The following is a 26,062-nucleotide window of genomic DNA, read 5'->3' as shown; positions in this document are numbered from 1 at the left end:
CAAGTGCGATGTTAATTCTATTAGGATTTTTCTTACTTCTTTTCCCACTTTTGACAATACCAGATATGTTGTGAAGAAAGAAAAACACGGGTAGGTACTTTACGAATGCGCCTAGAATTCTAATTCCTAAATATCAAAATTCTGGAAAAAACTTAAATATGAAAAATAAATACGTCTTTTTATTGAACTACTTCTTTCTATGATACTTATTATTACTGGACTTATTAGTTACTTGAGATAATATCCTCTTCTCTGCCTCCTTAAAAGATTTATCTAGTTCATTTCTCGTATGTCCTACATTTTTTCTGGAATCTAAACTAACCATTGTTTGTATTGTGAAAGTATTGATACACCAAAAAAGCGTTCCTCACTTCCCACATAAATGAACGAACGCCTTGTTATAGAACCCTATAATATTTTAAATGAATATGGAAAAACTAACGAAAATTATAATGAAAAAAGCAGTTTTTTGTACCCCAGTATTTATGAAATAGGATTCTCGTTTGCATATATTCACATTTTTTTTATCATGTTATGCTTCTTGATACATGATTATACATTTTGAAAAACAATAAAACTGAGATAATTGTTTCAATTACCATTATTACAGCAAAAAGGTTTTCTGATCCATATACGAATAAAAAATATATTTCTAACAGAAAAAAAAGGATACCAAATATAATTGATGGAAATATCAATTTTCTTGAATAGTTAATCATCTCTTCTTGAGCTCTATCCCATTTTTCCTGACTTTCCATCGATTTTTTTGTTCTAAAGCCGATGAAACTATTAATTTTTTTTTCAGGTATCATTCTAGATATCCAAAAGAAAGCTAATGAATTCATGAAAGAAATCATATTACATACGCCTCTTTAATAAAATTAGATTCATGCAAATAAGATTGAATCTCATCTCCCTTCTCAATAAAACAATTTTCTAGTCCGCTGGCATTGTAACAATGCTTACAGCGAAAATTACATCTATATGTGATATCAAAAGAAATCTGGCTAGGTCCTACCGCAATTTTTCCCAACTCTAGTATGTTAGCCATCAAAGTACCTCCATTCTAAATATTCAAATTCAACAATGACAATCTGTATTCGCTTTAACTGAATATTGCATATTCCTTCTTACGAAAACTCTTAATTTTTTTGTTAAAAAAATCACAATACTTGAAGATAGAAATAAAATGAATTATTATTTCTTACGATAAATTGTTGGAATGGTGATTAATCTGGACGAACTACTTCCCACCCTAAAAAGTCTAATAGAATAGCAAACATTTTATTACCTCCCTTTTATTTTTTTTCAATTATATCAAGCTGATTATCCTACTCAGATAAGTGGCAAAAATGAGCCAATGAAAGGAAATAAATCTATGAAACATGGTTTTTTGATTAAAAAGATGAGAAAAGATAGAGGCATTTCTCGATCTGATTTGGTTGTATCTAGTAGTTCAGTTAGTTCCTTAAAAAGATTTGAGAACGAGGAAGCTAAAATTGATTTTGATACTTTATGGACCTATCTTGAAAGAATGAACATCCAAATGGATGAGTATCAATTTGAATATAGCAATTTTCACGGCAGTGACAAAGAAGCTCTCAGAATAAGATTCAAAAATGTCTTATCTAATGACACCGCTATACAGAATTATCTGGAAGATTTACAAACTAGGTATGCTGAATCTAAAGATATCTTCTACTTATACTTAATCATTCAATTAAAATCAGTAATCACAAAAATACCTAAAAGGAATCAACTCCTTCTTAGTGTTACAACGCAAGAAATTACGACATTATATACGTATCTAGAAAAAGTATCTGATTGGGGATACTTTGAATTAGCAATGTATACAAATTGTCTTTCCTTATTTGAAGATAATTATTTGCTATTCAATTTAAATGATGTACTAACCCAATTTGAAAAATTTAAAAACTCTTACAAGTACAAACTTGTATTGATTAAATTTTTGGTTAACTCACTTATACTTTCTTTCGAGAGAAAGTCCTACGGTAAAACTCCAGAACTTCTAGATGCGCTTTATGATGAGTCAGAAGATAGTGATTTTATGAAAGGTCGAATTTATTGGAAGTTTTTTACTGCTTTGTACCATTCAGTTATTGGCAATTTTGAGATGGATAGCACTGTTTATATTGAGATGCTATCATTACTAGGATATGAGGATGATGTGCAAAATATGAAAGACATAGAAAATTGTATACAGGAAGCCACAAAAAAAGGGACTCAGTAGTTAGTCCCTTTCATATGTGCCCCACACTTCAATTTTCACCTTAGTTTTTACCTTAGTTTCAAAAAATATCCCTTCATATCATTCAATATCAGACTAGTTAAAAAGACTGTTGCATCAACAAACCATACTAATATGATATCAAACAATACTCGGATTTTTATTCTACAACAAATTAATGTAATCTCATTACACTTCACCCAAAGCCTTGTGTATCAAGGTTTTGGGTGATTTTTTTATTTTCAGAGGATTTGGAACTTCCTTTATTCTACTTATTGATGATTAAACTTCTTACCATTAACCAAAGATAGTTCCATTTTTTCTTACTCAACAAACGTAATAGTTTCAGAAACTACTGAGGACATGACCTGCTAGTAGCAGCGCCCTTTGAGGGTTCTTATTTGTCAACCGCCACAAATCGTGCTAGAATGATAGATGAACTAAATGAGGGATGGTGTTCCCTATAACCGCTGAAATGCTGATGACACCTGTTGCTGAAGTTTCTTTGAGTTGCCTTGCAATCTACAAAAAACTTCAGCAACAGGTGTCATTTTTTTGTTTTCAATCATCCCCCCAAAAAATGAAAATAGGAGGAATTACCATGTCACAAATTACCATCGAAAATGTCAGAGCACGCGAGGTCTTCGATTCCCGCGGTAATCCTACTGTAGAAGCAGATGTTTGGCTCTCAGATGGCTCCTTCGGTCGTGCAGAAGTTCCCTCAGGTGCCTCGACTGGTGACCGTGAAGCTGTCGAATTACGGGATGGAGGCGACCGTCTACAAGGAAAAGGGGTCCTGAAAGCAGTCACTAATGTCAATACTGAAATCAAAGACGCGTTAGTTGGACAAAGTCCTTTTGATCAACAAAAGATCGATCAAATCATGATTGACTTAGATGGCACAGCTAACAAAGGCCGACTCGGAGCCAATGCCATTTTAGGCGTATCGATGGCTGTCGCCCGGGCTGCAGCTGCTAGCAAAAAAGTTCCGCTATATCGTTACCTTGGTGGCGTCGATTTAGAATTACCACAACCTTTCTTTAACGTTATCAATGGTGGTGTCCACGCTGACAGTGGCATTGATGTCCAAGAATTTTTGATTACACCAGTAAAACGTACTTCCTTCCGTGATGGCGTAGAAAAAATCGCCAATATTTACCATACATTGAAAGGAATCCTCGCTAAAAAAGGGTTAGAAACAGCCGTCGGGGATGAAGGGGGTTTTGCTCCAAAACTTGGCAATACCGAAACAGCCATTGAAACGTTGTATGAAGCGATTCAAGCAGCCGGATATGTGCCTGGCGAAGAAATTGCGATTGCCTTAGACCCAGCCTCTAGTGAATTCTGGTCTGATGAAAACAAACATTATCATTTTGAAGGCAAAGAACTTACTTCTGACGAAATGCTTCATTACTATCAGGAATTAGTCAAAAAATATCCAGCTATCATTTCCATTGAAGATGGTTTTTCTGAACACGACTGGGATGGCTTCAAAGCGATGACTGAGGCCATGGGAGACAAGATTCAACTAGTGGGCGACGATATTTTTGTCACCAATCCAGTTATTTTTCAAGAAGGCATCGATCGTGGTGTAGCCAATGCTATTTTGATCAAACTCAATCAGATTGGAACAGTCTCTGAATCGATTAACGCCATTAAACTAGCTCGCAAAAATGGTTACAATACCATGATTTCTCACCGTTCTGGTGAAACTGGCGATACGTTCATCGCTGATTTTGCCGTAGCCATGCATGCCGGCCAAATTAAGACTGGTTCCATGGCCCGTAGCGAACGAGTGGAAAAATACAATCAATTTCTGCGGATTGAAGAAGAATTGGAAGGTTTTGCTAGCCTAGCTCATTTCCCCCAAAAATAAAAATATCCCTTAAGAATCCGAGGTGAATCCCATGCTCTATCAAGAAAAAAATGGCCCTCGCATTTTGGAAGAGGCCGATTTAATCGCTGACGCCAAACGCCTTGCACTGAAAAAATGGGAAGATGACCGCAATGAGATCCCACTCCACTATACCGACTTTGTAGCTTTTGAAAAATCCTTTGTTTCTCAATACTATCAACAATTTCGCAAGGTACCTAACGACTAAAACTCAGTCAGGTACTATTCAAAATGCCAGTGACATCAAGTAACTTTCAATAAATGGCAAAAAAATCAGACAGTGCAACCTGTCTGATTTTTTTGGCTGCAGCACGAGGCTATCCGCGCAAGCGAAAATTTTTCCTTATCCTATCAAATAGTCACTTCCCATTTAGGCCTCTTTCCCAATGCCAAGATAAGCATGTATTTGAACCCACTAGCTCCCCGCGGTATAATTATATTCAGAAAAACCCGGCTACTCACCACTGGAGGTGCTGAACATGATTTCCTTATTCACCGCTCTAACCTTTCTTCTGATTGCCGACATGACCCCCGAAAAACGCATTAATCGTTGGTATGGTTTTCGAAGTCCGAAAGCTAAGAAAACTCAAGCAAATTGGGATTTGGCTCAAAAAGAAATGATCGCTTTTGCCAAACGGTTAGTTTTGCCCAGCTTCTTGATTGGTGTAATTTTTACAGCAGTGGAGATCTTCTTGATTGTTCGAGGGGCTGGGAATACTGTAATAGCAGTCATACTGCTAGAGTGTCTCGTACCCGCCATCCTTTACCTGATTTTGTATTTTCATTGTGATCGGATGTTAGCGGATTAGCTCGTGTTATAACCCTAAACAAGCGTGTCTCCCTGATGGAAAACACGCTTGTTTTATTGGTTATTTATTTCGAGGCATCCTTAATAAGTCACACAAATAAAAACAAATAGCCCACTAGTTACCACGATACTCAAGAGACTATACCCAAGATAAGCAAAATTTTGATTTGCCAGTCCCTTTCCTCCCAAAATCCCTGCCACTACGGGAATAACTAAAACCGCCAAGTATTTTGGCGCGTAGTAGTTCACCTGGTCATCGATTCCCCACTGCATTGGTACTTGCTCCGGTAAAAAGAATAGAAAAACAACTGCCACAAGCAAACTTATTGCAAGGACTAGTGAAAAAGCTTTACGATAACTCATATTTAAAAAGAATAAATTCATCATTTCATCCTCCATTTCGTAAACTTAACGCCACTGTACTAGCACTAGTAAATAATAAAAACATACCACCCAAAACAGCCCCCAGGTTAACAACACTAAAAGCTGAAGCAAGAAACTTTTCTCGCTGTATCGCCCGTATGCTTTTGCCGGCCAATCTCGCATAAAAAGTAGCGAAAAACTAACGCCTAACGCCGGCAAGAAAAACAATCCCAGCTTATTGCCATAATTACCAATCCGATATTCTTCGAGAAACTGATTTTCTATCGGAGACAACTGGATGGGGATGGTTTGTGGGAGTATACTAACAAGGTGAAGAATGAAAACCACCGCACCAAGGGTCAGCACCCCATTGGCAAGACGTAATTTTAAAAAGTAGCGATCCACCCGTTGAATAATCCACCCCATGAACAACACACCTTTCTGCATCTTTCATTATAGATAACTATGATAAGTTTACAAGCAAGGGATTCTTGCATTCCTATCATACCAAGGTTTCTAGCAATTATTTTGAATCTATTGGAGGTCACATTTGATGTTTGCCGAAGCTATTAAAGAACGCCGTAAAGCTCTAGGTCTGACCCAACAGGAGCTAGCAAATCGTTTATTCGTTTCTCGTCAGACGGTTTCAAACTGGGAAAACGGCAAAAATTTCCCCGACATCCCCACCCTGATTGCCATCAGTGACCAAGTGGGTTTGTCCTTGGACTATCTGCTCAAAGGCGACGCTAATTACCTAGAAAAAGTCGAAGAAGATTATCAACTTATCGAAAACAAGCGAAAAGACCGACTGATTCAGCTGATTGCCGGCGCTACCCAACTAGCGCTCATCCTTTTAGCGGCAGCCAGTTTCTTCTTCCGTGAAGCTATCAGCGAGCGGATCTTTGCCTTGGGGATGTTGGTGCTGTGCGTTCCTTTGGTGATTTCCAGCTATCTGATTTATTACGCTTCCTACAGCAAGAAGGAAAATACCTCGACAGCTCTTTTCATTCCCAAGGCGTTTGGTCCCGGGGTCACCATCAACCCTAGCCACCCTCTTGGAAAATTAATCTGGGGTGCGGTTGTGGTAGGAATCTTGGCCCTCTTAGTCTATACGCTGGTCAATCACTAATTACCGCAAGCAAAGAATTTGGTTTCACCGTCTTATTCTCGTAGACTAGGCTTGAGGTGATAAAAATGCGCAATACTTGGCTTGCTGAACAACTAAAAGCCATCCAAGAACCCCAGTACCAACGTATTTTGCAAGCAGCAATTGACTATATTGAAGAACTTGAAGATGATAACGAAAGCTTACAAGTGTCTCTGGAAGGCTCGGTTTGGAGTCCCAATCGTTGGAATGAAAAAGCTGACCAAAAAGATTCAGAAAAATAGTTATCGCTTATCAGAGCTTTTAGACCGAAAAATGCACCGCCGTCACTTTTTTGGACGGCGGTGCATTTTTCATTTCCTGTTGATTTGTATTGCTGCCTAGCAAATTCTGGGGAAGATTCTAAGTTTGAAACCAGTTTTAGTTTTTCACATCATATCCTTGTAGCGCAGCATCGCCTTCTGCTGAGTTGGAAACCCGAATGACATTTTCCACCTGGTTGACGAAAATCTTGCCGTCCCCTGGTTTACCAGTGTACAAAGCTTCCTTGATGGCTCCAACCACTAGATCCACCGGAATGCGACTGACGGTGACTTCCACCTTGACTTTCGGTAGAAGTTCCGCAGCAACTTCTGAACCACGATAGAGTTCGGTTTGTCCTTTTTGAACACCGTGCCCTAGAACTGGAGTGACGGTCATGCCTTCTACACCGATACCATAAAGTTTTTCTTGTACTTTTCGCAAGTTAATTTCATTGATGATCACTGCCACATTGGTGAGTTTACCAGTATCGTCGTTTTTATAGTCTGTTGCAACAGACGTACTCGTCGGTGCACTTGTAGCTGTATGAGTCGTCGTTCGAATGGTTTCTCCAGTGGCTAGAGCAAGTTCTACCACACTTTCCGGTTGAACGTTAAAGCCAGCATAGGCGCTTTGTAAGCCGTGTTCCACATTGTCCAAGCCAGCGATTTCCGTCTCAGGAGAAACCCGCAAGCCGATTGTTGCTTTGATGACAGAAAAGAGGACAAACGTCGTAGCCCCGACCCATAGCATCGTCACGGCGACACCGATGGCTTGGGTTACCAAAAAGGATACGCCACCGCCGTAGAACAAGCCGCCATCTATCGCCAATAAACCTGTTGCTAAAGTCCCAAAGGCGCCGCAAACACCGTGAACAGCCACTGCCCCTACTGGATCATCCACGCGTAATTTCTGATCGATAAACTCAACGGCGAAAAGCATCAACGCTCCAGCTGCCAGACCAATCACAGCAGCCCCACCAGCGGACACCATATCACAGCCAGCCGTGACACCCACCAGCCCTGCCAACGTCCCATTCAAAGTCAGGGAGACATCTGGCTTTTTGTATTTCACCCAAGAGATAGCCAAAGCAGACAAGGTCCCGCAAGTCGCTGCTAAGTTGGTATTTACCAAGACGTTACTGGCTAAAATCATCGTGTCGTCACCAGTCATAGAAGTGGTAGAGCCGCCATTAAAGCCAAACCAGCAGAACCATAAAATGAAAACTCCCAAAGCTGCAAAAGTCAAGTTGTGACCAGGAATCGCCAAGCTTTTACCAGATTTACTATATTTGCCAATCCGAGGCCCGAGAATTGCTGCGCCGACGAAAGCTGCCACGCCCCCTACCATATGAACAGCTGTCGATCCGGCAAAATCATGGAACCCCATCTCTGCCAAGAAGCCACCGCCCCAGATCCAGTGACCCGATACTGGATAAATCAAGGCACTGATTACTGCACTGTAGACACAGTAGGCTTTAAATTCCGTCCGCTCCGCCATCGCGCCAGAAACAATCGTCGCTGCCGTCGCACAAAACACCGTTTGGAAAAACATGTAAGCCGGTGTCGGCATCGCAAATTCAAAAGAGTCCATTGCAAAAATGTGAATCCCACCAAAGATGGCGCTTTGGGTTCCAAACATAATGCCAAAACCAATAAGCCAATAGAGAACGGAACCGAAACAAAAATCCACCAAGTTTTTCATGATGATGTTCCCAGCATTTTTCGCTCGGGTAAAACCAGCTTCTACCAAGGTGAAGCCTGCTTGCATGAAAAATACCAAAAATGCCGCAACCAACGTCCAAATCACATCCACCGAAGAAAACATAAAACCACTCCCTTTTCCACTTTTTTGAATCGTCAGAAAATTCTTCCTAAATCAAAAATACCATGGCATTTTAAGCTCTTCAATAAAGATGTTAGTTTTTATTACGTATAAAATAGTTTTGTTCGGGAATTACGACTATTTTTACAATTTTCTATTCGAGATATGTAATAAAACATGACATAGAAACAAAAAAACACCTCTCCACGATAGAGAAGTGTCGAATTAAAGAAATTATACAATCCCATTACACTTAGCAACACAGATCTCAACTCAGTCACAGCACCACCAAATTACCTAATCACTGACCCAATAGTTTCGCAATCTCCGGTCCAATCTTGTCCGGTGTTGTTTGTGGGGCAAAGCGTTCAACTACTTCCCCATCTGAATTAATTAAAAATTTAGTGAAGTTCCATTTAATCGCAGCACCCACCAAGCCACCTTTTTCCTTTTTCAAAAAGGTATATAAGGGGGCCTCGTTTTCACCATTCACTTCGATTTTGCCAAAAGTTTTGAAGGTGGTGTGATACCGCAACTGGCAAAATTCTTGGATTTCTTCATTGGTTCCTGGCGCTTGATTGCCAAACTGATTGCAGGGGAAATCAAGAATTTCGAAGCCTTGGTCCCGATAGTCCTGGTAAAGTTTTTCCAATCCTTCATATTGTGGTGTGAAGCCACAACCTGTCGCCGTATTGACGATTAGCAAGACTTTTCCTTGATAATCCGCCAAAGAAACCGGCTGCCCTTGGACATCTTTTACTTGAAAATCATAGATACTCATGGCAATTCCTCCTTTATGACGAAGCTTTACCCTTTGATTGTAACGAAGGCGAGCAGCAATCACAAAGAATCGCCCTCGCAGAAGTGACACGAAAAAATCCCGCACAAGTTTTTGTACGGGAGACTGATTGAAACGCTGAACAGACCACAAGTTTTACTCATCTATCCTCTTTCAAGAGGCTTCTCCTGACAAGTCAGCTTTTGCTTCTACAGCTTCGCGAGCGTCAATCGCAACATATTCTCGATCCTCGGAGACTTCCATATAAGCTGGACGGATGATTTTTTGGGTATTGATCAGTTCCTCGATGCGATGAGCCGACCAACCGACAATCCGAGCGATGGCAAACATCGGTGTATAAAGTTCTCGAGGCAAGCCTAACATGGCATAGACAAAACCGCTGAAAAAGTCGATATTGGCGCTGACCCCTTTGAACATCTTTCGCTTTTCACCGATGATTTTTGGTGCCAATTCTTCTACTAAGGAGTACAGTTCAAATTCGGCTTGCTCTTCCGGTCCTTTTTCTTCAGCTAATTTGGAGACATAGGATTTAAAAATCGCTGCTCGAGGATCATTGTCGCTATAAACAGCGTGGCCCATCCCATAAATCAACCCTTTGCCATCGAAGGCTTTTTTATCCAAAATATCCTCTAAATATTGACGGACTTGAGCGGGATCAGTGGTATCAGCTACGTTGGCTTTCAAATCTTCCATCATGTGGGTCACCTTGATATTGGCCCCACCGTGTTTTGGCCCTTTCAAAGAACCCAATGCTGCACTGATTGTCGAATAAGTGTCCGTACCACTGGAAGTCACCACTCGCGTCGTAAAGGTAGAATTATTCCCGCCACCATGTTCCATATGCAGTACAAGGGACATGTCCAGCGTCTGCGCTTCTTGTTTCGTGTAGCTCTTATCTGGGCGTAGCATCGTCAAAATCGCTTCCGCCGTACTTAGATTTGGATCTGGTCGGTGAATGTACATGCTTTCGTCCATCTCATAGTGGTTGTAGGCATGATAGGCATAGACGGCCAGCATCGGAAAGACGGCGATTAACATCAGACATTGTTCCAACACATTTTCTACGCTTACATCATCTCTTTTGTCATCGTAACATGCCAATGTCAGCAAGCTTCTTGAAAGATTATTCATAATATCAGCAGAAGGCGCCTTCATAATCACATCCCGAACAAAATTAGTAGGTAGCGTGCGTTTGTCCGCCAGTAGCTGGGAAAAATCTCGCAATTCTGCCGGTGTTGGCAGCTCCCCAAAAAGGAGTAAAAATGCAACTTCTTCAAACCCGAAACGGCCTTCCCCCACAAAGCCCTTCACCAGTTCATTGATATCAATCCCGCGGTAGCGCAGTTCTCCCGTTCCTGGGATTGGTTGGCCATCGACGATTTTTTGCGGATAAATCGTGGAGATTGTTGTTAAACCTGCTAAAACACCCTTACCATTGGTATCTCGCAAGCCTCGCTTAACGTTATATTTTGTATAATTATTCACATCTATCCAATCAACTTCTTCACATCGCGCAGCCAAACTTGGATAGTCTAGCAACTTTTTTTCCATTAAACTCACGCAAAACACCCCTTTTACCGAAAAAATATTCTGTATCGTGACAGATTGTATTACCGATAATTATACCACCATTTTTTCTAAAAAGAAATAATATTTCGACTATTTACATTTATGCACCGTCAACGTATAATTATACCAACTGACATTTTTAAGGGAGAAAGGGGCTTATGCTCATGAAATGGCAAAATACTTTAGCCGATAAAGACCTGATTTACTGTGATTTAAAGCAAGTTACGACTGCATTTTCAGCAGATTTGACCGCCTTACCCTACGCCATTCGTGTCTTATTGGAGTCTGTCGCTCGTAACCGCGATGAAGAGATTACCGACGAGATCATTGGCGAATTAGCCAATTGGCAGGCTGCAGCTCCAACCGGCGTTGTGCCATTTAAACCAGCGCGAGTTATTTTACAAGATTTCACCGGCGTGCCAGCTGTCGTGGATTTGGCAGCTATGCGAGATGCGATGGTGGCGCTAGGTGGGGACGCCAAAGCCATCAACCCTGAGATTCCGGTAACCTTAGTCGTGGACCATTCCGTTCAAGTCGATTGTGCCGGTTCGCCAGGAGCATTGGCTTTCAACACACAGCGAGAATTTGAGCGAAATCACGAACGTTACCAGTTTTTAAAATGGGCCCAACAGTCCTTCAAAGATTTTGAAGTCGTTCCGCCAGAAACCGGCATTATTCACCAAGTAAACATCGAAAAGCTTTCCAATGTCATCTTGAGCAAAACCGATGAAGCTAGTGGAAAAACGGTGATTTTCCCCGACACCTTACAGGGAACAGACTCCCACACCACCATGATTAACGGTCTTGGGGTTTTAGGCTGGGGCGTGGGCGGAATTGAAGCGGAAGCCGCTATTTTAGGGGAAGCTTCCTATTTTCCAACTCCAGAGGTTATCGGGGTGAACTTTAGCGGTGAACTGCCTATTGGTACCACAGCCACTGATTTGGCATTGGCCGTGACGGAGTTGTTACGGCAAGAGAAAGTGGTTGGCAAATTTGTAGAGTATTTCGGTACTGGCTATCAAAAACTCAGCCTCTCTGATCGAGCGACCATTGCCAATATGGCCCCAGAATACGGTGCGACTTGCGGTTTTTGTCCAATTGACGAAGAAACCCTCAACTATTTACGGACCACCGGTAGAGACCCTGAACTGATTGATACCGTTGAAAGCTATGCCAAAGCAAATGGGCTTTTTTACGATGCCAGCCACTTACCAACTTACACGAAAACTATCCAGTTAGACCTTAGCACCATCCAGCCATCCTTAGCCGGACCAAAACGTCCGCAAGATCGGATTTCTCTAGAAGACGTGCCAGCGGATTTCACCGCTTCTGTCACGGCTGAAGTCGGACCTAAAGGATTTGGCTTACCAGCTACAGAACTTGAAAAAACGACGCCAATCCATTGGCAGGAGAAAAATCCTGATCTGGCTTATCCAGATACCCTCAAAACCGGTGATCTTGCCTTAGCCGCAATCACTAGCTGTACCAACACTAGCAATCCTTTTGTGATGATTTCCGCGGGACTGTTGGCAAAAAAAGCAGTGGAAAAAGGCTTGAAAGTCCCCGCCTATGTGAAAACCTCTCTGTCTCCCGGCTCACGAATCGTTACCGCCTATTTGGAAGACAGCGGGCTTTTGCCTTATCTGGAAAAACTCGGTTTCTATAACGTCGGCTATGGTTGTACGACTTGCATCGGAAATTCAGGTCCTTTAAGCGAACCGGTGACAGAAGCCATCGAGGCGGATAACTTATTGGTGGCTTCCGTCCTTTCAGGCAATCGTAATTTTGAAGGACGGATTCATCCATTAATCAAAGCCAACTATCTCGCCTCACCACCTTTAGTAGTGGCTTATGCCTTAGCCGGCAGCATCCTGACCAATCTCACCACCGACGTGATTGGTCAAGATCAAGCTGGCGCAGACATTTATTTAAAAGATCTCTGGCCGACTGCCGCTGAGGTCAATGCCGTCATCGACAAATATGTCGGACCAGAAGCTTACAAAGAAACTTACGCCCATCTTTTTGATGCCAATCAACGGTGGAATGAAATCGAAACGGCCACCGGGGATTGTTTCGACTGGAACGAGGATTCGACTTATATCGCTAATCCACCATTCTTCGCTGGCTTGACGCGGGAATTACCGCAACAAGGTAGCTTACAAAACTTGACCGTCTTAGCCAAATTAGCAGATTCCGTCACCACCGACCATATTTCACCTGCCGGCAATATTGCCATCGATTCACCGGCGGGAGGCTTTTTGAAAGCTCGCGGGATAGCACCAAAAGATTTCAACTCCTATGGCTCGCGTCGGGGCAATCACGAGGTTATGATGCGGGGAACCTTTGCCAATATCCGCCTACAAAACCAGCTCATCCCAGGATCCTCTGGCGGTGTTACCAAGTATCATCCTACTGGCGAGACCTTGTCCATCTATGACGCTGCTATGAAGTATCAAGCAGCCGGGGATGGCGCGATCATCTTGGCCGGAAAAGACTACGGCATGGGCTCTTCCCGAGACTGGGCCGCAAAAGGTACCCAGCTTCTAGGGGTCAAAGCCGTCTTAGCTGAAAGTTTTGAACGCATTCACCGCTCCAACTTAGCCATGATGGGCATCTTGCCTTTGCAATACCTAGCGGGGCAAACAGCGGCCAGTCTCGGTTTAACTGGCGAAGAAACTTTCACTATTCCTTTACCGGAGGAACCACAAGTCGGACAATTACTGACCATTACCGCAACAAAAATCGATGGCAGCCAGCAGCAATTCCAAGTGAAACTACGCTTTGATGCCCCTGCTGATATCCGCTATTGGAAAAACCAAGGCATTTTACCAATGGTGATTCGTAAAAAATTCGAAGCCTAACACACGCAGCATCTGCGGATCTGTCATTATCCGGCGGCAGATTCGCCTTTTTTATCAATACTGACAAAAACGGGGGTTCCTACATGAGTTATCTCACTATTGAAAACCAACAATTACACGTTCCTAACGATCCCATCATTCCCTTCATCGCTGGCGACGGCATTGGCCCAGAAATCTGGGAAGCCTCTCGCAAAGTCATCGATGCAGCGGTCGCAAAAGCCTATAGCGGAGAAAAACAGATTCAGTGGACAGAAATCTTGGCCGGTGAAAAAGCGTTTAACGAAACGGGAGAATGGCTTCCAGAAGCCACGTTAACAGCAATTAAAACCGCCAAAGTCGCCCTCAAAGGTCCTCTTACCACGCCCATCGGTGGCGGCATTCGTTCCTTAAACGTGGCATTGCGGCAAGACCTAGATCTCTTTGCCTGCGTACGACCAGTCCGGTATTTTAATGGGGTGCCATCTCCTTTGAAAGAGCCCGAAAAAACCAATATGGTCATCTTCCGAGAGAATACCGAAGATGTTTATGCCGGAATCGAGTTTGCAAAAGGTACAGCAGAAGCCAACGCCTTGATTTCTCTTTTGCAAGAGCAATTCCAAGTGACTAAGATTCGCTTCCCGGAAACTAGCGCCATTGGTATCAAACCAATTTCCCAGGAAGGCAGCCAACGCCTCATCGCTGCAGCCATCGACTACGCATTAGAAAATGGCCACAAAACCGTCACTTTGGTGCACAAAGGCAATATCATGAAATTTACGGAAGGGGGCTTCAAAAATTGGGGCTACGAATTGGCAGAAACCGAATACGCCGAAAAAACCTTCACCATGAACCAATACGCGGCTATTTCCGAAAAATCTGGCAAAGCCGCGGCCGACGAGGCTTACCAGCAGGCTAAAGCAGCTGGTAAATTGATTATCGATGACGTCATCGCTGACAATATGTTGCAACAGATTCTCCTTTATCCAGAAAAATATGAGGTCATTGCTACCTGCAACCTCAACGGTGACTACCTTTCTGACGCTCTGGCCGCACAAGTCGGCGGCATCGGTATCGCACCGGGGGCCAATATCAACTACCACACCGGTCATGCTATTTTTGAAGCAACTCATGGTACTGCCCCAGATATCGCTGGCCTTGGCAAAGCGAATCCTTGTTCACTGCTGCTATCTGCTGGGATGATGTTAACCTATCTTGGCTGGGGTGAGGCGGCTCACTTAGTGGAACAAGCAATTGAAAAAGCCCTCACCACTAAACAAGTGACCGCTGACTTTGCTCATTCGATGACTGGAGCCACGAAAATCAGCACGGCAGCTTTTGGCGAGTTACTGGTAACCATAATCAACGAATAACCACCACTTTTGGGATTTCGTACCCAATTAAAAAAAACCGACCCTACAAAAGACGGAAGTCCTTCGTAGGGTCGGTTATTTATTTTTTAGCGTTTTTTTTCATTCTCGCCAACCTTTTCTAACGTGGCTTTCGTCTCCTGTTTTTTGATTCCTGTTGCCAGCGAAACCTCTTTATGAAAATCATTTTTCAACAATATCGCACATAGAATCACTTCCAAAATGTACCAATAAATCTGAAAACTGCTATTGCCAAAAATCCCTGGGTATCGATTGCCATGGATAAGCACTTCAGTGGAAATCACACACGCAGCGCAATAGGCGACGGCAAAAAAGAAACGACTACTGATTTTATGTTTGGCAATTGTATTTAAGATGAGGAGCAAAACCAATAATGTCAATAACAGCATCTGCAGATAATAGGCCCACGGAGACACAGATTTGAAATCAGAATTGGTATATCCAAAAGAAAAACCCGTACTGATACCGAGGTTGATAAGTAGAATCCCACGATAGATGACCAGCAACATTTTCTCACCTCTTTTAGCAAACCAGGCAACATTTTTTAAAAATAATAAAATTATCAGAAATTTCGTTTCTAACTATCTTCAAACGCAAATACTTTTCTCATATTTTCTAAAATTATAGCAAGATTTTTAGTTAGGCACGAGAATTTTCACTTAATATGCGTATTCCCATAAACTTCCTTAAATAATTGGTCCAGTTATTTTTCATTTTCGAGATCGCTGCACTTAAAAAAAGTTTTCTCAGCCTCTTTACCTTTCGTTAACCATATAATATAATCTAGTTAACAAGACTTGTTAACCATATTTAAAAATAAAGTTTACGAAATGAGGACTTAGAATGCGTATTCCCTTAAGACAACAAATTTTGGCTGCGATTTTCGCTGCTGTGATCGGGATTTTATCTCAGCTTGTGATCACTCTTCCTATCACGATTGTTCCTTTCACCCTGCAAACGTTCATTATCGGTTTGACGGTTACCATCTTGGGTACTAAAACCGGCACTTGGGCAATCGTGATGTACTTATTCCTAGGTTTGATTGGCATCCCCGTCTTTGCCGGTGGTGCGAGTGGCATTGGTGCCTTACTGGGCCCTACTGGTGGCTTTTTGATCGGTTTTATTTTCAACGGTTTAGTAACCGGCACGATCATCGACAAGACCAAACGCAACTATGTTTGGGCATCTCTTGCAAATCTAGCTGGCGCTGCAGTCGTTTTGTTATTTGGCGCTATTTGGATGCATTTTGGCACAGGGATGACCTTTAGTGCCGCCCTCAACGCTGCCGTTCTGCCTTTTATCCTTCCCGGCATTATTAAAGCTTTGGCCGCTGCCGTGATTGGTGTCACGATTGCTCAACGTCTCCCCCAACGTTTTCTGACACCGGTAAAGTGAAAAACGAAAGGGCCACGGCTAGCTTCTAATCAACCTTTTGTTAGTTTTTTTAAGTGGTTCCCTAACCATTCACTTGCGACTATTCATTGAAGACACAAAGAAACCCATAGCGCCTTGCTATGGGTTTTTCAATTCGTTTAGTTATTCAATTATTTAACAGCATCTTTCAATTGTTTACCAGGTTTGAAAGCTGGTGTTTTTGAAGCTTTGATTTGGATTTCTTCACCAGTTTGAGGGTTACGACCTTTACGAGCAGCACGTTCCCGTACTTCGAAAGTCCCAAAGCCCATGATTTGAACGCTGTCGCCGTTTTTCAAAGTTGTTTCAACTGTGTCGATGATGGCAGCCAATACTGCGGTAGCATCTTTTTTAGTCAAGCCTGATTTTTCTGCAACTGCTGAGATCAATTCTGCTTTGTTCATTTATAATTCCTCCTAGGAATAAAATAATTAGGACTTTGTATAATCCCTACGTATTATTCTAGCAAAAGCCTTGTCACTACGCAACAGTAAACCCTTTCCAGCCCTCCAATAAAATAATACTGAGATTAAAAATTGTCTTTTTATTATTTTTTCGGCAGAACGAAAATCCTATTAAATCAGCCTTCTTTGTCACTTGCTAATTCAAAAGAGTAGATAGGCTTGTTACTGCAAATCATTCCCGTCCTATCAAGGTTTTTAGTCATTTGGCTGCAGCAAAGCATAGATTGGCAGTAGTTGACGATACGTTTCCTTCATAAAGTGAGCAGCTGTTTTTGGATTTAACCAAATATCACTGTCCCGTTGGATGATTCGCCCAATCTGAAATTCACTTTTTTTCACCTTTGCCAACCGCTCCAAAGCTGGTTTGGCTTCGGTTAGCGGAAAATAATCGGGCTGTGTATGATCTTTACTGACAACAAAATCTGCTGGCAACTGTTCTAGCAGGGACATATTTTGTAAAAGCTTAGTGGCGAACTCTTTTTGCCCTTTTGGCTGGTCAATCATGGAAAGCCACATAAAAACATATTCTGGCCAAATACCCACTTGAAAATGTGGCGCCATCTTGTATCCGCGTTTTCCCTCACCTACAGCCGCCCAGGTATTTTCCGGCGGATGAACCGTGCGACGACGATGCTGCGCGATATGCAGATAAAATGGTCGGTCAAACGCCTGCTGCAAATCCGCCACCAAAGTAGTTCCAATCTCTTGAAAATCCGGCTGAATGACCTCGCGAATCGCAGTCATTCGTTCCTCCAAACCAGACACATTAAACACTTCAAAACTCTTTTCAGTAAACACGAACTGACAGCCTCCCACACGCTTTTTTATCAGAATAACACACCAGCCGCAAAGCACCAACCCAATACTTCTTTAACGAGTTTTCAAAGCGTCCTTCTTTGAAAACAGACACACCTAGTAACAGCCCTATTCACTCCGAAAAACCGTTTTGCAGGAGCATTGTGTCCATACCAACTTTTCATCCTAAACAAATATCCGAGTTTTCAAAGCGTCCTTCTTTGAAAACAGACACACCTAATAACAACCTCATGCACTCCGAAAAACCGTTTTGCAGGAGCATTGTGTCCATACCAACTTTTCATCCTAAACAAATATCCAAGTTTTCAAAGCGTCCTTCTTTGAAAACAGACACACCTAGTAACAACCTTATGCACTCCGAAAAACCAAAATAAGCTTTCTCCCGTCTTGAGAGAAAGCTAAACCGCTCCTTGAAAGTTAGTCTTTATTTATATTCTTTGCCATTGACGATGACAGGATCCCGTTCGATGGTTACATAATCGAAGGCCACCATTGCCATCCCGAAGATTTCAGTCAGTACTTTGTTGGTATTTTGGTAAAGATCTTCTAGGTCACAGTATTCTTGAGCCACTGTGACTTTTGTCGCACCTTTTTGATAGGTCACGTTACGGGTAGTTTCTTGTTCCATGATGGTCACGCCATCTTTGTTGTAGACCATCGCTTCTTCACCCATATCAATCATGGTAAAGCTTGGTTGCCAATGCTCCCGCTGTGCAAAAGTCATCACCAAAACCGGTACTGACAGACGTTCCAAAGAAATTTTAGTCCCGTCTTCAAAAGTGATATGGTAGACATTTAAGGCAAAAGAGGTACAAGCATTGCAGCCCCCTTCTGAAATTCGTTTTGCGCCACTAATTGTTGCTTTCATAAAAATCCAGCTCCTTTTCACCAGGGTGCTTTTTGATAAAACCCAACACTCTGTTATCAAACTTCCTCCCCATTATACTGCTTTCTTCTAAAAATAAAAGGCGCGAATCTAACGCTAATCATGATTTGTTCAAATCTTAACTATCATCATACATGATGAAAAACTGTTCTAAAAAAAACCGACTCCTTCAATCAAGAGTCGGCGAGCTTTTTCGAGAGTGTTTAGCTAAATTGTCAAATCGATTTTTTGAGCCAGCAAATAAATCAGGATACCACCGATTGTCATGGATAATAGCTCACCAATCCCAATGGTTAGCCAATTGAAGAAAAAAGGTGCTTGATAAAGTAAAGTCAGCTGAGCGGCAACCGTGAACATCGAAAGTGCAAAAATAAATGCCGTCACGGCTAGCTTGAGACGTAAACTTTTCATATTGCGGGTTACCCAACGACATAAGAGTAAAACAAAAAACGTACAGCTGCTGCCCACAACCACATCGAGAAGACCATTGGGAGAGGCCAGATTGGCGATACCACAGCCAATGGTTACGGCCCATACATAACGCTTATTGGCTAAAGCTAAGAAATTAAACATTTCCGCTACCCGAAATTGGATATTGCCATAGCCCACCGGTTGCAAGACGAAAGTCACCGCAACATAGAGGGCCGCCACTAGCGCCATTTTTGTCACTTCTCGTGTAGTCCAGACAGCTTCTGAACGCACTTTTTCATGAGGATTATTCATTTGTCATTCTCCTTTGCAGAGTAGGTCACTCTGGTAATAAACTGCACCCAAAGGATTGAAGTGGTGCAGTGGGGTCTTGCCCCTGAGATTTATCATAACTGAAGTGATGCTGTTATTTCAATAATAAATCGTCAACTGAGGCCAATTTTGTTGCCAATTTTTCCCGGCCACTCGTCGTTTGTAGACCGCTAAGTACTCTGGCTTCTGAGCAAAATGTGGCGTCGGACGCACTTGAAAGTTAGCCAAATCTTTAAGCCCCCACATGGCCTTCAACTGAATGGTGCCGTCATCAGCCAAGCGACAAGCCAAGGCGGTACAAGTTTCCGGATAGCGACTGACAGCCTCCAACGTGTTGCGATAGGGAAGCTCATCAGGAAAATTGTGGGTGTGCATGTGGGCCTGATTTTTGATTTCCCAGTGGTAACTAGGTTGTCTTGCTGCTAAAGTTTTTGCTAAAGCTTCACTGTTATCATAACTAAGCTCGGGATCAAAAAAGGCGACATCCACATCATTGCTTGCATGTTGCACCGGAGAATCACTCAATTTATCCCACAAAAAATTGCGAATTGAGCCGGCAACTGCCAAGTCTGAATAATCGTCAAAATCGTCAGCAACTCTGCGTCACTGGCAATCCAAGCAGTCGCTTCAGTCATCGTCAGTAAAGAATCTTCCTTCATTTCAACAACCACCCGCCATCAATTTCAACAATATTCCCCTGCATGTAGCCAGCTTTTTGACTTGCCAAAAACAAGGTCAGATCGGCAACTTCCTGCGCTTCAGCCCACCGTTTCATCGGCGTTTCGGCTGCTACCCAGGCAGCCATTTTTCCGTCACCGGCAAAATCAGCGGCATTCATAGGCGTCCGGATGGCTCCCGGCGCGATGGCTACCACATGAATATTGGCTGCTGCATAGTCCAAGGCCAACTGGCGCGTAAAGCCGGCGATTGCGTGTTTAGCAGTAGTATAGGCAATGCCCCCGCCTCCACCGACAAAGCTAGCAACAGAGGCCATGTTGATAATCGTCCCCCTACCCTGTTCAAGCATTTTCGGTAGCACTGCTTTGGTCAAATAGTAAACACTATCCAAGTCTGTCCGTAAAATATCCTGCCACAGCTCATCACTAGTATCTAAGATGTTTTTATAACCGTCTAGTTTGCCAGCGGTGTTTAGCAGAATGGTCACCTCACCAAACTGCTCCTCACAAGTTGCTACCGCTGTAAGACAGTCTCCTTTTTGAGAGACATCCCCCTGAAAAACCGCTAGTCGCTGCTCAGCTGCCGCCCCCATGTCTTTTGCCAACTGTTGCAGTTTACTAAAGTCTTCCACCAGGTCCACCGCAAAAACCCGCGCCCCAGCATGAAGAAAGGTTGCGGCTTGGGCTTGACCAATCCCTGAAGCCGCGCCTGTCACCAACACCACAGCATCGTGAAATGCTGACGTTTCCGCCTTTTTTGCCCTCATTGGACGATTGCCCAATCCGTCGCCAAAATATCACAGACCGTTGGCGCAAAACTGGAAAACCCTTCATCACTGGTTTTGATCAACAAATATGGAGTCACGGGGGCGCCATCGTAAACCTCACCACTGACCAAAGTCACATACAGTTCATAGCCACTCCACCCTTTGCGAATAATTCGTTTGCCGGCTTTTAATTGGGGTAAAATTTCTTCAAATGTCATGTTTCTCGCTCCTCATGCAGTTATTGTCTCTATTGGCATGTCTTTTAGCCAAAGTTCTTTTCATTATAAGTCGAAAAAGGCTTGTTGCCTAGTCCCGATGGAGTAGCCAACAAGCCTCAAAAAATTCTTTTAGACCGGAATATCAATCACAGTCATCCCTTTTTGAAACTCTTCTGCCAGATGGATTTTCCGATAGTCAGCAAAGGCTGCTTGATTTCGTCGCAGTATCCCCCGTAATTTCGCTGGTCGATACTCGGTCACTAACTGGTTTTCAAAAACAAAGTCCCGGGTCAAAGCCCATTCAAAAAAATATCCCAGTGGGCGACAACTATAAGTCGTCCCTGCCAACACCTGATCGGCAAAGCGGTGATGGGTGTGACCAAAAACACAATGGCTGATGTTTTGATAACAGTCCAGCAAGTCCCCCAAGTGCTCAGAACCTAAAAAGGCATTTAAATCATTCCAACGGCGGAATTTCTCCTCCTTTTGGTAGACGATGAACTCTTTTTTGGGCACAAAATGGGTCGCCAAAATCACTTGTTTGTCAGCGGCTTGCAGCTCATCTAATCGAAGTCGCAACTGCTCCCGCAAGCGTGCCTCAATTTGCGGATCACTGTCTGACCAAGGGATGACTCGATCATACCAATAGACATTTTTCATCTGACGGAGCTTATCCGGCTGATACTTCTCCGCAAAACGGTAGTCATACCAGCCATTGTAGCCCAACAGCACGGTTTTCTCGGTCAAAGCGACACTTCGACAATTTAAGAAAGCCGGATCAGGATAATTTTCGATGGTCGCTTCTGTCAAATCAGCCATCTCATGGTTACCCCAGTTAAAAGTAGTGGGCAAGCCTTGCCCGCTAAAAAAGGCCACGATTTCCAATGCTCGCAAAACTTTATTGGCGATATCCCCCGCCAAATGTAAGTGTGTAACCTGTTTTTCTCGTAAAATATCCGCCAGCAAGCCTAACTCCTCATCAGAAAAGTGGTTGATATCCGCATGTAAGTCGCTGATCACAGCTAGGCGTTTCACCCCAACACCGTGCCCTTACCTAGGGTGTCCGAAGCAGCTGTCATCCGGATTATCGGAATATTATCGGCCAAGACTCCAGAAGGTCCCTTCAACTGTAAGGCTCCTAGCCCGTCACCAATCACCAACTGGGTTTCAGGATCCAAATAAACCTCGGAGCTTTTCTTCAACTTCACTGGCCCTAGTGTGGTTTCAAGAATTTCATCATACACTTCTAAGCCTTCATTTGGATAATCCGCCGCTACTAAGAGCACCCGAAAGCTCAAGTCCAGACGACAGGTTAAACTACTGTGGGCAAAAGGACCCGCTCCATCTTCAAAATCCAAATAGATGTGATCACTTGGTTGCATTTTTTGGGCAATCCGTTTTTTGGCTGCCTCATCAATCGTTAGTTTCATACGTATTCCCTCTTTATTTATATGGTTTTATAAAACATGCTTGAGCCAATCCTCACGGGTGATGCCATACATGGCTTCTCCCACCGGTTTGCCTCGCCACAGACGAGAAAGCGGCAGCTGGGCTTCTTTGGTCATGCCGATTTTTTCCATTACCCGCCCGGATTTAGGATTTTCCAAGTTGTGTAAGGCTTGGATATGCAGCAATTGCAGGCTATCAAATCCTAGTGACAGTAAAGCCATCGCCGCTTCTGGCATCAGCCCTTGCCCCCAATAAGCTTTATTCAAGGCATAGCCCAATTCTCCCCGCAAAGCTTCCGCCTCCACTCGCAAATCGATGGTCCCGATCATTTTGTGCTCGGACTTGGTCTCGATGGCGTATTTTCCTAGTGGTGCTGCCATAAAAAAATTTGCGATGGCTTCCCGCGTTTCCGCCAAACTTTGGTGTCGGGGAAAGACATAAGCCGTTGTTTCCTCATCGCTGGCGTATTCATACATAGCTGCTGCATCCGCTAAGGTAACCGGGCGCAAATACAGACGTTTAGTCTCTAAGTGGTTGTTTTCCGCCAAGATAAGCATTAGTTGACTAGCTTCCATTGGTCTCACTTCCCTCGTTTTACTACCTTTGATTATAGCGCAGCCCCTTTAGAAAAGGAAAAACTCCGCCTTCTCGGGCTTTTTTAAGTAGTAAAAGGGATTCCCCTGAGATTTTTCGGTGGTAAGTGTTATAATTAATTACGAGAAAGCGATTTTTTACTAGTGTCGTTCTAGCTGCACTAGACGCGCCCACGACTATCGGTGATAGCCCAGCTGTTTTTGAGTATTAGCTATGCCAACCTTGATACCACAGGTTAATCAAGCAACTGATCCGATAGTCAATCCACAACCAAAGGAGCTCTTGCCATGGCTGATGAATTGCAAAAACACTTGGATAAGGGAATGTACGGAGCCCCCTTGCTCAATCCGGAGGAACAACGAAAATACATGGGTACCTTCCGTGAACGCTGCTACTTAAGCATGACCTTGACCCAGATGAAAGACAAGGCAAACAAGGAAGCTTTGCAAAAAGAACTCGCCGCAAACCCAGATGCCCAAGTCTTAATGAACGGCAAACTACCAGAATCACTTCAGACAGACTACATCCAGTTATTGACCAAAGCCGGTGCCAAATTCACCATCGTCAATGACTTCGTGAGTAGTGCTCCTGATGGGTTGGGTCTATTGGTGGTAGCCAAAGAGGCCGTGAATGAACCGGTGATCGACGTGGCTGAAAAATATCCCGCTACCTCTAACAAAACACCGGAACCACCAAAAAAACCAGGCTTTTTCGAGAAATTATTTCACTGAGACTGCCAGCTCCTGACACTGCTACTAAGAGCATGTAGCTGCTACCAGTCACCGTAACAAGTAAACCAAGGGACTGTTGAGGGGAATCACGGTTCCTAAAGATGTATTATGGGGAGTTTTACTACTATTTAAGGGGGAAAAACAGATGACAACACCTGATTACAAAACATTGAGAAACGAACTACTTTTAGCATTGGATACCCACATCGATATCCTAAAAGATGCTTCCTACATTCAACCGGAGCACTTGGATGGGATCATGTTTATGATGCGCAGTTTTGGCTTTATGCTAGACCGGGCACCCAAAGTCTTGGCCGAAGAAGATCCCGAGGAAATGAACTATCAAATGTTCCAATATTATAGTTTGTTGACCGAGTTGAAATATAATCTGACACTAAACTTTCCTTATGCCAAAATCAATGACCGCCCGCTGCTACAAATCGTCGAAGCTTTCCCCACCACTTACGAAAAAGAAATGAAAAACTGGTGGGAAGAAACCACTGGACTGAAAGTATGCGAATCCAAACAAACCATCGAAATTAAAGAGTTTGAATACTAAGAAACGCTGAAGAAATTTAGTTAGTTTAAAAATGAAGACGGAACCGACACATGAGGGGCTTTTTCATGCGTCGGTTTCGACTTCATTTTTGCAGAGGCTAGTTTTATTTCGAATCCAACTGGCTAGCAAGTGGTGCTGATTCGTAAAATCACCCCGCAGGAAACTTGATTCGCTACTGCTTCTAGATAGACGGAGAGTAGCGGTATTTTTTCGTCTCTCTCCTTCAATACTTTCCTCACTTCCTCTTGATAAAAATTAAATTTTATCTAAATTTTCAGATATGGTAAAATAAAAGTTAGTTTTTGAAGGAATAATGCGTAAACTTCTAGAAGTAAGTAATTTGAAAACAACATAACGAGGTGCACAATGACTAAAAGGCAGAAAACCATCCTAATCGTTGTTGGGATTTTGACAGGAATTATCGCCATCGTCTTTGGTTTCGGTATTTTTGCAGCCTATCAAGCCCGCAATGCTGCCGACCGCATGTATCAAGCAGTCGACCACGATGGCAATACCGTGAATACAGCTGCAGCCGATCCTTTCTCCATCCTTTTATTAGGGATTGACTCTGGTGGTTTGGGCCGCGATGACAAGGGGCGTTCGGATACGACCATGATCGTCACCATCAATCCCAAGAAAAAAACAACGACAATCACGAGTATCGATCGGGATTTTCTAGTCGAAATTGTCGGAAAAGAACGCCATGATAAGCTCAACTCTGCTTATTCTTATGGTGGGGTCCAGATGACGATTGATACTTTGGAAAACTTTTTGGATGTTCCAATCAATCACTACGCTACCATCAATTTGCAAGGGCTAGAGGATTTGATTGATGCCGTCGATGGGATCGAGGTTAACAATAAAATCGACTTTACCTTGGATGGGATTCATGTTCCAAAAGGCAAAGTCACTCTGGATGGTAAAAAAGGGCTCGCCTATGCTCGGATGCGTAAAGACGATAGCACCGGAGATATGGGGCGACAAGAGCGGCAGCGAGAAGTGTTAACCAAAGTTGTCAAAAAGCTAGCAAGCGTCAACACCGTGAAATACTATACCAAGGTTCTGGAGGCCTTAGGGGACAATGTCACCACTGACCTGACTTGGAATCAGATGCTAGACATCGCTACCAATTACCAAGCAGCCTTGACAAAAATCGTTTCCATTCAAATCGGTGGTCAAGGGTATATGATCAACGATGGATACTATCAAATTCCGCCTTATTATGGAACTTTGGAAGCTTCCAATCAATTGCGGGAACAGTTGGGCTTAGCGGATAATGCGGTCTTATCCTTGGTGAAAGATGAAGAACAACGCTTGTACGATGACTCCTATGTCGAACCAGATGCCGGTTGGGATGACGCTACTCGTACCAGCAACGTCTACTTTGGTCCTTATTTTGAAGGCTTCAGTAGTACCCGTCCGACCCAGGAGAGCACTGAAGGCAGCCAAGCGGAAACGACCACTACCGACACTTCTGCTTCTGAAGACTATGATACAGAAACTGCTGGCAACGAATGATCATCTCTAGAGCAACTTAAATTGATAACTACCAAAAAGCTTTGGAGCGCCTCAACACATTTGAGGGTTCCAAAGCTTTTTTCTACTATTT

The 26,062-nt window shown here is 43.2% G+C and carries 31 protein-coding genes and 1 riboswitch; of the genes, 12 read left to right on the top strand and 19 right to left on the bottom strand.

What is annotated here, in order from left to right; genetic code table 11:
* Positions 1 to 527: 527 nt before the first annotated feature.
* Entirely contained in the window at positions 528 to 812 is a 285-nt protein-coding gene (locus ACO03U_RS09980; protein WP_423104702.1) for an SdpI family protein, read from the bottom strand.
* Between the two features lie 41 nt (positions 813 to 853).
* Positions 854 to 1,051, bottom strand: coding sequence for a radical SAM family protein (locus ACO03U_RS09975; protein WP_204687109.1), 198 nt, complete (start codon positions 1,049 to 1,051; stop codon positions 854 to 856).
* Positions 1,052 to 1,378: 327 nt separating this feature from the next.
* On the opposite strand from ACO03U_RS09975, the gene ACO03U_RS09970 reads away from it, so the two are divergent.
* The 4 genes from ACO03U_RS09970 to ACO03U_RS09955 all read left to right on the top strand — a co-directional run bounded on the left by ACO03U_RS09970 (position 1,379) and on the right by ACO03U_RS09955 (position 4,951).
* Positions 1,379 to 2,251, top strand: a complete 873-nt coding sequence (locus ACO03U_RS09970) for an Rgg family transcriptional regulator (RefSeq protein ID WP_204687110.1) — start codon at positions 1,379 to 1,381, stop codon at positions 2,249 to 2,251.
* Between the two features lie 435 nt (positions 2,252 to 2,686).
* Positions 2,687 to 2,746, top strand: a riboswitch (Fluoride riboswitch).
* A gap of 103 nt (positions 2,747 to 2,849) precedes the next feature.
* On the top strand, positions 2,850 to 4,124 hold the full coding sequence (eno, locus tag ACO03U_RS09965) for a phosphopyruvate hydratase (protein WP_204687111.1): 1,275 nt from the start codon (positions 2,850 to 2,852) through the stop codon (positions 4,122 to 4,124).
* A gap of 31 nt (positions 4,125 to 4,155) precedes the next feature.
* Entirely contained in the window at positions 4,156 to 4,350 is a 195-nt protein-coding gene (locus ACO03U_RS09960; protein ID WP_204687112.1) for a hypothetical protein, read from the top strand.
* 271 nt (positions 4,351 to 4,621) lie between these two features.
* On the top strand, positions 4,622 to 4,951 hold the full coding sequence (locus ACO03U_RS09955; RefSeq protein ID WP_204687113.1) for an SdpI family protein: 330 nt from the start codon (positions 4,622 to 4,624) through the stop codon (positions 4,949 to 4,951).
* A gap of 80 nt (positions 4,952 to 5,031) precedes the next feature.
* Here ACO03U_RS09955 and ACO03U_RS09950 read toward each other — a convergent pair whose 3' ends face one another.
* Together ACO03U_RS09950 and ACO03U_RS09945 are read right to left on the bottom strand one after the other, a co-directional pair.
* Positions 5,032 to 5,337 carry a DUF1648 domain-containing protein gene (locus ACO03U_RS09950; RefSeq protein ID WP_204687114.1) on the bottom strand — a complete coding sequence of 102 codons (306 nt, stop codon included), beginning with the start codon at positions 5,335 to 5,337 and terminating at the stop codon, positions 5,032 to 5,034.
* Between the two features lie 21 nt (positions 5,338 to 5,358).
* Positions 5,359 to 5,739 (bottom strand): hypothetical protein, encoded by a 381-nt coding sequence (locus tag ACO03U_RS09945; RefSeq protein ID WP_204687115.1) that lies wholly within the window; start codon positions 5,737 to 5,739, stop codon positions 5,359 to 5,361.
* Positions 5,740 to 5,866: 127 nt separating this feature from the next.
* Between ACO03U_RS09945 and ACO03U_RS09940 the strand changes: the two genes are divergently transcribed.
* Entirely contained in the window at positions 5,867 to 6,442 is a 576-nt protein-coding gene (locus ACO03U_RS09940) for a helix-turn-helix domain-containing protein (protein WP_204687116.1), read from the top strand.
* Between the two features lie 65 nt (positions 6,443 to 6,507).
* Positions 6,508 to 6,702 carry a basic helix-loop-helix domain-containing protein gene (locus tag ACO03U_RS09935; protein WP_204687117.1) on the top strand — a complete coding sequence of 65 codons (195 nt, stop codon included), beginning with the start codon at positions 6,508 to 6,510 and terminating at the stop codon, positions 6,700 to 6,702.
* A gap of 136 nt (positions 6,703 to 6,838) precedes the next feature.
* On the opposite strand, the gene ACO03U_RS09930 is transcribed toward ACO03U_RS09935, so the two are convergent.
* From ACO03U_RS09930 to ACO03U_RS09920, 3 genes are all read right to left on the bottom strand, one after another.
* Positions 6,839 to 8,545 (bottom strand): ammonium transporter, encoded by a 1,707-nt coding sequence (locus ACO03U_RS09930; protein ID WP_204687118.1) that lies wholly within the window; start codon positions 8,543 to 8,545, stop codon positions 6,839 to 6,841.
* Positions 8,546 to 8,843: 298 nt separating this feature from the next.
* Positions 8,844 to 9,323, bottom strand: a complete 480-nt coding sequence (locus ACO03U_RS09925; protein WP_204687119.1) for a glutathione peroxidase — start codon at positions 9,321 to 9,323, stop codon at positions 8,844 to 8,846.
* Positions 9,324 to 9,494: 171 nt separating this feature from the next.
* Positions 9,495 to 10,892, bottom strand: coding sequence for a citrate/2-methylcitrate synthase (locus ACO03U_RS09920; RefSeq protein ID WP_204687158.1), 1,398 nt, complete (start codon positions 10,890 to 10,892; stop codon positions 9,495 to 9,497).
* Positions 10,893 to 11,074: 182 nt separating this feature from the next.
* Here ACO03U_RS09920 and acnA point away from each other — a divergent pair, with 182 nt between their 5' ends.
* Positions 11,075 to 13,771: an aconitate hydratase AcnA gene (gene acnA / locus ACO03U_RS09915; protein WP_204687120.1), complete on the top strand. Its 2,697-nt coding sequence runs from the start codon at positions 11,075 to 11,077 to the stop codon at positions 13,769 to 13,771.
* 83 nt (positions 13,772 to 13,854) lie between these two features.
* Positions 13,855 to 15,120 (top strand): NADP-dependent isocitrate dehydrogenase, encoded by a 1,266-nt coding sequence (gene icd / locus ACO03U_RS09910; RefSeq protein ID WP_204687121.1) that lies wholly within the window; start codon positions 13,855 to 13,857, stop codon positions 15,118 to 15,120.
* Between the two features lie 86 nt (positions 15,121 to 15,206).
* Here the strand turns inward: icd and ACO03U_RS09905 are convergent, their stop codons facing one another.
* Positions 15,207 to 15,647 (bottom strand): hypothetical protein, encoded by a 441-nt coding sequence (locus ACO03U_RS09905; RefSeq protein ID WP_204687122.1) that lies wholly within the window; start codon positions 15,645 to 15,647, stop codon positions 15,207 to 15,209.
* Between the two features lie 334 nt (positions 15,648 to 15,981).
* Between ACO03U_RS09905 and ACO03U_RS09900 the strand changes: the two genes are divergently transcribed.
* Positions 15,982 to 16,533, top strand: coding sequence for a biotin transporter BioY (locus ACO03U_RS09900; protein ID WP_204687123.1), 552 nt, complete (start codon positions 15,982 to 15,984; stop codon positions 16,531 to 16,533).
* Positions 16,534 to 16,682: 149 nt separating this feature from the next.
* On the opposite strand, the gene ACO03U_RS09895 is transcribed toward ACO03U_RS09900, so the two are convergent.
* The 11 genes from ACO03U_RS09895 to ACO03U_RS09845 all read right to left on the bottom strand — a co-directional run bounded on the left by ACO03U_RS09895 (position 16,683) and on the right by ACO03U_RS09845 (position 23,144).
* Entirely contained in the window at positions 16,683 to 16,955 is a 273-nt protein-coding gene (locus ACO03U_RS09895; protein WP_161868786.1) for an HU family DNA-binding protein, read from the bottom strand.
* A gap of 255 nt (positions 16,956 to 17,210) precedes the next feature.
* Entirely contained in the window at positions 17,211 to 17,813 is a 603-nt protein-coding gene (locus ACO03U_RS09890; protein ID WP_204687124.1) for a DUF1054 domain-containing protein, read from the bottom strand.
* 442 nt (positions 17,814 to 18,255) lie between these two features.
* Positions 18,256 to 18,699 carry a DUF4809 family protein gene (locus ACO03U_RS09885; RefSeq protein ID WP_204687125.1) on the bottom strand — a complete coding sequence of 148 codons (444 nt, stop codon included), beginning with the start codon at positions 18,697 to 18,699 and terminating at the stop codon, positions 18,256 to 18,258.
* A gap of 225 nt (positions 18,700 to 18,924) precedes the next feature.
* The gene (locus ACO03U_RS09880; RefSeq protein WP_204687126.1) at positions 18,925 to 19,440 is read right to left on the bottom strand and encodes a QueT transporter family protein; all 516 of its coding nucleotides are present in this window, start codon (positions 19,438 to 19,440) and stop codon (positions 18,925 to 18,927) included.
* A 117-nt stretch (positions 19,441 to 19,557) separates the two neighbouring features.
* A complete protein-coding gene (locus tag ACO03U_RS09875; RefSeq protein WP_204687127.1) occupies positions 19,558 to 19,983 on the bottom strand; it encodes a nucleotidyltransferase family protein in 426 nt (141 codons plus the stop codon).
* Positions 19,980 to 20,117: a hypothetical protein gene (locus ACO03U_RS09870; protein WP_204687128.1), complete on the bottom strand. Its 138-nt coding sequence runs from the start codon at positions 20,115 to 20,117 to the stop codon at positions 19,980 to 19,982. Before ACO03U_RS09870 ends, ACO03U_RS09875 begins: the two co-directional genes overlap by 4 nt.
* Positions 20,114 to 20,902: a 3-oxoacyl-ACP reductase gene (locus ACO03U_RS09865; RefSeq protein ID WP_204687129.1), complete on the bottom strand. Its 789-nt coding sequence runs from the start codon at positions 20,900 to 20,902 to the stop codon at positions 20,114 to 20,116. The genes ACO03U_RS09870 and ACO03U_RS09865 overlap by 4 nt, the downstream gene beginning before the upstream one ends.
* Positions 20,899 to 21,120, bottom strand: coding sequence for a DUF2829 domain-containing protein (locus ACO03U_RS09860; protein ID WP_161868780.1), 222 nt, complete (start codon positions 21,118 to 21,120; stop codon positions 20,899 to 20,901). The genes ACO03U_RS09865 and ACO03U_RS09860 overlap by 4 nt, the downstream gene beginning before the upstream one ends.
* A gap of 129 nt (positions 21,121 to 21,249) precedes the next feature.
* Positions 21,250 to 22,155 carry a metallophosphoesterase gene (locus ACO03U_RS09855; protein ID WP_204687130.1) on the bottom strand — a complete coding sequence of 302 codons (906 nt, stop codon included), beginning with the start codon at positions 22,153 to 22,155 and terminating at the stop codon, positions 21,250 to 21,252.
* Positions 22,152 to 22,550: an iron-sulfur cluster biosynthesis family protein gene (locus ACO03U_RS09850; RefSeq protein ID WP_204687131.1), complete on the bottom strand. Its 399-nt coding sequence runs from the start codon at positions 22,548 to 22,550 to the stop codon at positions 22,152 to 22,154. Before ACO03U_RS09850 ends, ACO03U_RS09855 begins: the two co-directional genes overlap by 4 nt.
* Before the next feature lie 27 nt (positions 22,551 to 22,577).
* Positions 22,578 to 23,144: a GNAT family N-acetyltransferase gene (locus ACO03U_RS09845; RefSeq protein WP_204687132.1), complete on the bottom strand. Its 567-nt coding sequence runs from the start codon at positions 23,142 to 23,144 to the stop codon at positions 22,578 to 22,580.
* Between the two features lie 306 nt (positions 23,145 to 23,450).
* On the opposite strand from ACO03U_RS09845, the gene ACO03U_RS09840 reads away from it, so the two are divergent.
* The 3 genes from ACO03U_RS09840 (at position 23,451) to ACO03U_RS09830 (ending at position 25,971) form a co-directional block, all read left to right on the top strand.
* Positions 23,451 to 23,894 (top strand): YueI family protein, encoded by a 444-nt coding sequence (locus ACO03U_RS09840; RefSeq protein WP_204687133.1) that lies wholly within the window; start codon positions 23,451 to 23,453, stop codon positions 23,892 to 23,894.
* A gap of 145 nt (positions 23,895 to 24,039) precedes the next feature.
* On the top strand, positions 24,040 to 24,453 hold the full coding sequence (locus ACO03U_RS09835; protein WP_204687134.1) for a hypothetical protein: 414 nt from the start codon (positions 24,040 to 24,042) through the stop codon (positions 24,451 to 24,453).
* 366 nt (positions 24,454 to 24,819) lie between these two features.
* Entirely contained in the window at positions 24,820 to 25,971 is a 1,152-nt protein-coding gene (locus ACO03U_RS09830; RefSeq protein WP_161868774.1) for an LCP family glycopolymer transferase, read from the top strand.
* The last annotated feature ends 91 nt before the right edge of the window (positions 25,972 to 26,062 follow it).

Source organism: Enterococcus diestrammenae, assembly GCF_049384045.1.
Taxonomy (GTDB): domain Bacteria; phylum Bacillota; class Bacilli; order Lactobacillales; family Enterococcaceae; genus Enterococcus_C; species Enterococcus_C diestrammenae.
Note: the sequence above shows the minus strand (reverse complement) of the source record. Positions and strands in the feature narration are given on the sequence as shown.